Raw genomic sequence first — 6,466 nt, 5'->3', positions numbered from 1 at the left:
AAAAAAAGAAAAAAGAAAAACTAAGTAAAGAGCAAAAAAAAGCCAATCGTCAGTTATCACAACGGCGCATAGTTATAGAACATATTCATCGTCGTCTCAAAATATTTCGGATACTTTCATCAAGATACAGAAATCGCAGACGGCGATTTGGTCTGAGATTGAATTTGATTGCTGGTATCTACAATTACGAACTTCGTTACCGACAAAAGGATATATCTTGATTACTTTTGCAAGAGATCTAAGCATCACTCGTCCATTGTTTGGTAGCATTCCAAGCATCGCTCGTCCATTGTTTGGTAGCATTCCAAGCATCACTCGTCCATTGTTTGGTAGCATTCCAAGCATCGCTCGTCCATTGTTTGGTAGCATTCCAAGCATCGCTCGTCCATTGTTTGGTAGCATTCCAAGCATCACTCGTCCATTGTTTGGTAGCATTCCAAGCATCGCTCGTCCATGTAGTTGTGGCATTCCAAGCATCGCTCGTCCATTGTTTGGTAGCATTCCAAGCATCGCTCGTCCATGTAGTTGTGGCATTCCAAGCTTGACTAACCCATGTGGTTGTGGCATTCCAAGCCGTTACTGTCCAATTACTTACTGCACCCCAAGCATTTTCTCCCCACCCTGTAATGGCATTCCAAGCATCTTGTCCCCATTGTTTGGCAGCATTAACAGCAGCCGTTAGTTTTTCTATGGCAAATTCGATGTTCTCTAAGCCGATACCGTAGAGCAGTTCACCTATAGCTTGACGATTTAATTCAGTAGTGCTACGAAAAGTTAGCTGATTTGCCAAATATGGGCCAATGATTGGTACTGATGCTACTATCAATTGAATCGCAAAATAATCAGGATCGGGTAAATAGGTGAAGAAGGGACTACTTAGCGCATTTGTACCACCAACCGTATCTATCTTTAAATTAGCTGGTTTAGTCAAGCCACTGGACTCTACTTTAGGAATAATTACGGGATGAAGATGGGCATCAACAGGATTGGGAAATGAGGAAGGGACAAGCAATTGATTGGATAAAACATATTGTCCAGAAATATAACGAAATCCTGCCATACTCACTATGTCGATAGAAGTGATATAGTGAGTGACTTTCTCTGCACCCCTGAAACTATTAGCCGCACTCGTTGAAATACCCGGAGCATTAAACGTAACAATATTCCCTAAAGCACCTTGAGAAGAATAATCTGCCGCCACCCATTGGGTTAATGCTCCACCCAAACTATGACCTGTAATGTGGGGTTTTAGCGAGAGATTATCCTCTGGCTGACTTGCTTCTTGAAGCCATTGATTAACAGCCCCCCGATTGGCCGTAAATTGACCATAACCAATGCCATTGGGATTAGCATCATCCCAGACATCTGTTTTTAATTGATCGGGCTGTGTCCCCCGAATCGCCAAGACGGGGGCTTTTCCTTCATCGTAAATCGTCCCAGTCGCATAAGCCCAAGAGGTATCCTGCGCTTCTAGGTCATTGAGAGTTTCTACGACTTTCTGATAAGAGGATGAATTCACAAAATCTGGACCGAGAAATTCTTCTAAATCTGTCAATAAGCGATCTTTTTCTTGGTCACTCTCTTGGCTAATTTCGCTATTGACAGGATTGCTGATTAAAACAAAGAAATTTTCATCCGAAGTTAATCCTGTTGCCTGAAAACCTGTACTGCCATCGTTGAAAAATTGATCAACTCGATAGCCTAAATCTCCATAAGACAAACTACCGTTAAAGTCAATATCGTCTCCTTTATCCCAATTCTGATACGCTGTATCCCTTGCGAAAATCTCAAAATTGGCATTGCCCCCGTAATTAACAGGGGTATCTCCTAATATCCTGATTTCAACTTCTTTACGGGTTTCTCCTGGGGCAAAGGTTAATGTACCTGTAATCGGTTGGTAATCTATTCTGTCGTTCCCCGTTACACCATCTACGGCCGTTCCTACGAGCGTAAAATAATTAACAGTAACTTCTACATCAACTGCTTCTGAGAGAATCACAGGGAATTTGATGGTTGCCGTTTGATTACTTCCTCCTGGGACAGTAACATAGGCATCTTGTATATTTAACCCTGGTGCAATTGTTTCAACCGTATAATTCCATGCTGTTCCTTCATCATTGGTTGCTACAATTATCTCTAACTGATCAGAATCTCCTTCAGGAATTTGAACCGTTCCTGTCTTGCTTCCTCCAACAAATCCCGTTTCTAAGATATTCCTTCCTTCATAACGAATAATGAAATTATCAGGAATGGTATAATGCTCATAGTAAAAACTGGCATATCCTCCACCCGTCGTATCAAGGGTAATCACTTGGTAACTCCCTTCAAAGCCGCCACTATCTGAAACACTTCCCTGTTCAATTAAAATTTCTTGACCATCTATATATATCGTGGCGAAATCATTCTCTTGTTTTAATGCTTGCAGTTCTGATTCAGGTAAAGATAATCCTTGAACCAGCGCAGCAAAAATCTGTCCTTCATCTCCTGAAGAGTCTGAGTCATTAAGTATAACATCAAGAGAGTGTCCAAATTCTTCTAAAATACTACTTGTTATTACTGAAAGGGAATTCTCACTGAGAAATTCTTCAGATAGATAAATCGTCTTTGTCCCACTAGCATATCCGGCATAAGCACCATTAAGGGTCGTAGCAGTAAGAATCTCAAGGGAAGTCCAGTTATACTACCTTTTTGCCAATCTTGTGCCAAGTTAAGGGCAGTAACCGTCACAAAACTGTCTCCAAAGGCAAGCCTCATCTTCTCCATAAATTCTGGACTGGTAGCGAATTCCTGAAGAGAGTAAGATACGCTTTCCAGAGATTGGGAGAGAATTTGGCTAAACCTAAGAGATTGGTTGATTGTCTTGTTCCCAAACAAAAGATTAACTGAGTTCATAGTGTTTAATTCCTTTCCGAAACTCAAAGGACACTGGAGTTTATGAAATGTCAGTGGGTTAAGTCTATAGGCAATGTTAGAAACTATAACAAAAAAGACAGAAATTTTTCACATTCACAGTAGGTAGGGCTTGCTGAAAAAAAGCTGAAATGCTTGTGGTGCTTAAGATAATTGGGTAATTACTACGGCGGATTCAGGCTCAGTCTGGTACATCTTCTAAGGGTCAAGGCTTATCCAATAAGGAGTTGTCTGTGCCAGATGGATAGAGGAACCAGCCTATAGCTGATTTTTATCTAGCAACGCCAAAACTCAAACTGTGGTATGATCCTTAAACTTGTCTTTGGGAAAGTCCAGTGCAATTCTGGTACTGTGCCGCAGCTGTAATCAAGTAAAAAGTAAAAAGAGTACATCTTCCCTTTTTCCTTGCGAGTCAGAATACCAATTACAAGCTTTTGATCGGTAGTATAGACAACTAATTTTCTAACTACTTCTCTGCGTCGCATGGAGAACAAACAACGGTGAATTGGTTAGTTGAAGCAAATGCTTGTCCCGGTTTATTTTATGGAACTGCTGCCCAGGATGGGTTTTTAATTCGTCTCCGCACCCCCGGTGGATGGCTCAATTCTCCACAGGGAAAAGCGATCGCCACTTGGCTCGAACAATGGCAGACGACAATACAAGTTACCAATCGGGCAAATCTGCAAATTCGCGGACTGCAAAAATCCCCCAGTTTAGAAGAATTTCAAACCCTGCAAAAATTAGGGTTAGCTGCCCATAATCCCAGTGTTGATCATTTGCGTAATATCATGTCAAGTCCCACGGCTGGAATTGACTGTCAAGAATCGATCGATACTCGTCCATTAGTCCAAGAATTAGATAATTTTATCCAAAATTATCCATCAATTGCCGAACTAAGTCCTAAATTTAGTATCGGCATCGATGGCGGTGGTGCAGTGGGAATTGGCACCGGTTCAACTATGGCCTGGCAACACCGCTATAATGAGATTCAGCTATCGGCAATTACCGTCAAAAATCCGACAAATTTAACTTCTATTGTTTGCTTTCGATTAGCACTCGGAGGAGATAAACAATTCTATGATACGGACTTATTAATTGAGCCAGAAAACTGTTTAGCTGTGGTCAAAGCTTTAGTAAAGGTTTATATCGATTATGTTCAACAAACCCCCAATATCAAGGGTAAAAAACCTCGGATGAAACACCTGCTCAAAGATTGGGGATTAGCCAAATATCTCGAACAAGTTAACTGCCAATTACATCGGACTTCTACCGGCATAATACAAGGGCAAGAATACCAGCAGGCTGCCCATTCTACTCAACCCTATTTTCATCTAGGAATTCATCCTCAAAAGCAACCCGGATTGTCTTATATTGGTCTATCATTAAGATTAGGACAATTGACGGCTAATCAACTATGGGGATTAGCGGCACTATCAGAAACTTTTGGCAGTGGTCAGTTACGATTAACCCCTTGGCAGACTGTTATATTACCCGATATTCCCGATGAAAAAGTCTCAGAATTGTTGCCAAAACTGGCATCCTTAGGATTATCCGCTTCTCTTGGATGGGATGCGGGGATAGTTGCCTGTAGCGGTAAACCGGGCTGTGCGGCGGCGGCCACTGCAACTCAAATTCATGCTTCTCTCCTGGCAGATTATTTGAAAGAACGCTTAACCTGCAATTCTCCTGTTAATATTCATTTGACGGGTTGTGCTAAATCCTGCGCTCAACCGGATGCAGCCGAAATTACCCTTTTAGGAACTACCATCGAGGAAAATGGCCAAATACTAGAAGCTTATCAAGTCTATGTGGGTGATAGTCAAAAGTTCTTAGAAACACCTATATTTGAGGGAGAATTTACCAAGATTCCCCCCCTCATAGCCCAAATTTTAAGCTCCCAAAAATCGAAAAATTTAGATGAATAGAATGGAATACATTAAGAATGGTGAGGAAATTTACCGCAAATCTTTTGCTATTATTCGGGCTGAAACTAACTGGGAAAATCTCCCCGATGATTTAGCTCATGTGGCGGTTCGTCTAATTCATTCCTGCGGGATGACAGACATAACAAAAGATTTAGAAGCATCACCGGACGCGGTTAAAATCGGACGAAATGCCCTCGCTGGGGGTGCAGCAATTCTCTGTGATTCTCAAATGGTCGCTAATGGCATTACCAAAGCGCGTTTACCTAAAAATAATCCGATTATTTGTACCCTCAATCATCCAGAAGTGACCGAGTTGGCACGGCAAATTAATAATACCCGCTCCGCTGCCGCTTTAGAACTTTGGCGACCTCGTTTAGCTGGAGCAGTGGTAGCCATTGGTAATGCACCAACCGCACTTTTTCGCCTACTAGAATTGCTCGATCAAAATGTAGATAAACCGGCTTTGATTTTAGGCTTTCCCGTGGGATTTGTAGGAGCGGCAGAGTCGAAAACAGAATTAGCAACTAATAGTCGTGGTGTGCCATTTATTACCCTGCACGGACGCAGGGGAGGAAGCGCAATCGCGGCAGCAGCAGTCAATGCTTTAGCAAAAGAGAACGAATTATGAATAAATTAGGCAAACTTTATGGATTAGGAATCGGGCCTGGCGATCCCGAATTGTTGACGCTCAAAGCACACCGGATTCTCACAACTGTTCCGGTAATTGCCTATCCTACCTTAGAAAGTGGCAAAGTTTTGGCACGGGCAATTGTGTCGGATTTTATCCGTCCCGAGCAGATAGAAATTCCCATGCCTTTACCTTTTAGTGTCGAGCGCAGTTCTCAACCTCATTATGATATTGCCGCCGAAAATATCGCCGAACATTTAAACTTAGGTCGAGATGTGGCGGTGCTATGTGTGGGCGATCCGATGTTGTATGGCACGTTTATGTATATCTTTAATCGCTTGTGCGATCGCTTTTCCATTGAAGTCGTGCCGGGTATTTCTTCAGTGATGGCAAGTGCAGCAATGCTGGGTGTACCTATCACTTATCGAAATGACGTATTTAGTATTATGCCCGCTACTTTAGAGGCGGAAATATTGCGGGATCGCCTAGCCTTTATCGATGCAGCAGCGATTATTAAATTAGGCAGACATTTCGCTAAAGTTCGCAATATTCTCGAGGAATTAGGATTATTAGAACGCGCCCTCTACATCGAACGAGCAACCCTACCCAATCAGCAAATTATTCCGATTACAGAAGTCGATCCAGAGGCTGTCACCTACTGGTCATTAATTCTGATTCCTAGTAAAACTAAACCCCAATAACTCTATAGACACTAAGTTAAATCTTCTATCCCCTACCTGACAGAACCTATAGGGTTTAGATGATATTATGAAAATGTCTTTTCTTTGTTGCTTTTTTGATTGCATAGGGGGTTATATACAGCGTTTCTCGGATTGATAAGTAGGTAGGCGTTAAAAATTATCAGATGCCCCCCTTATCAAGGGGGGACTAAGGGGGGATCGGCACCCCCCTTATCAAGGGGGGATTAAGGGGGGATCGGCACCCCCCTTATCAAGGGGGGATTAAGGGGGGATCGGCACCCCCCTTATCAAGGGGGGATTAA

Annotated in this window: 6 protein-coding genes and 1 riboswitch; of the genes, 4 read left to right on the top strand and 2 right to left on the bottom strand. The window is 42.4% G+C overall.

Annotated elements, in window-relative coordinates; translation table 11 throughout:
• The coding region (locus tag LW728_RS22145; protein WP_287768317.1) for a transposase family protein at window positions 1-221 on the top strand (221 nt) is incomplete at its 5' end.
• 17 nt (window positions 222-238) lie between these two features.
• Here LW728_RS22145 and LW728_RS22140 read toward each other — a convergent pair.
• Window positions 239-2,311: a Calx-beta domain-containing protein gene (locus tag LW728_RS22140; protein ID WP_287768316.1), complete on the bottom strand. Its 2,073-nt coding sequence runs from the start codon at window positions 2,309-2,311 to the stop codon at window positions 239-241.
• A gap of 242 nt (window positions 2,312-2,553) precedes the next feature.
• Window positions 2,554-2,892, bottom strand: a complete 339-nt coding sequence (locus LW728_RS22135) for a hypothetical protein (RefSeq protein WP_287670045.1) — start codon at window positions 2,890-2,892, stop codon at window positions 2,554-2,556.
• A gap of 341 nt (window positions 2,893-3,233) precedes the next feature.
• Window positions 3,234-3,333: riboswitch (cobalamin riboswitch) on the top strand.
• A 77-nt stretch (window positions 3,334-3,410) separates the two neighbouring features.
• On the opposite strand from LW728_RS22135, the gene cobG reads away from it, so the two are divergent.
• From cobG to cobI, 3 genes are read left to right on the top strand one after another with little or no spacing between them, the layout of a single operon-like run.
• A complete protein-coding gene (gene cobG / locus LW728_RS22130) occupies window positions 3,411-4,835 on the top strand; it encodes a precorrin-3B synthase (RefSeq protein ID WP_002802253.1) in 1,425 nt (474 codons plus the stop codon).
• A gap of 1 nt (window position 4,836) precedes the next feature.
• Window positions 4,837-5,463 (top strand): precorrin-8X methylmutase, encoded by a 627-nt coding sequence (locus tag LW728_RS22125; RefSeq protein WP_043997836.1) that lies wholly within the window; start codon window positions 4,837-4,839, stop codon window positions 5,461-5,463.
• Window positions 5,460-6,164, top strand: a complete 705-nt coding sequence (gene cobI / locus LW728_RS22120; protein WP_287768313.1) for a precorrin-2 C(20)-methyltransferase — start codon at window positions 5,460-5,462, stop codon at window positions 6,162-6,164. The genes LW728_RS22125 and cobI overlap by 4 nt, the downstream gene beginning before the upstream one ends.
• The last annotated feature ends 302 nt before the right edge of the window (window positions 6,165-6,466 follow it).

The organism is Microcystis sp. 49638_E5, assembly GCF_021300285.1.
Lineage (GTDB): Bacteria > Cyanobacteriota > Cyanobacteriia > Cyanobacteriales > Microcystaceae > Microcystis > Microcystis aeruginosa_C.
The sequence above is the reverse complement of the archived record's forward strand: the minus strand, read 5'-3'. Positions and strand labels throughout refer to the sequence as shown.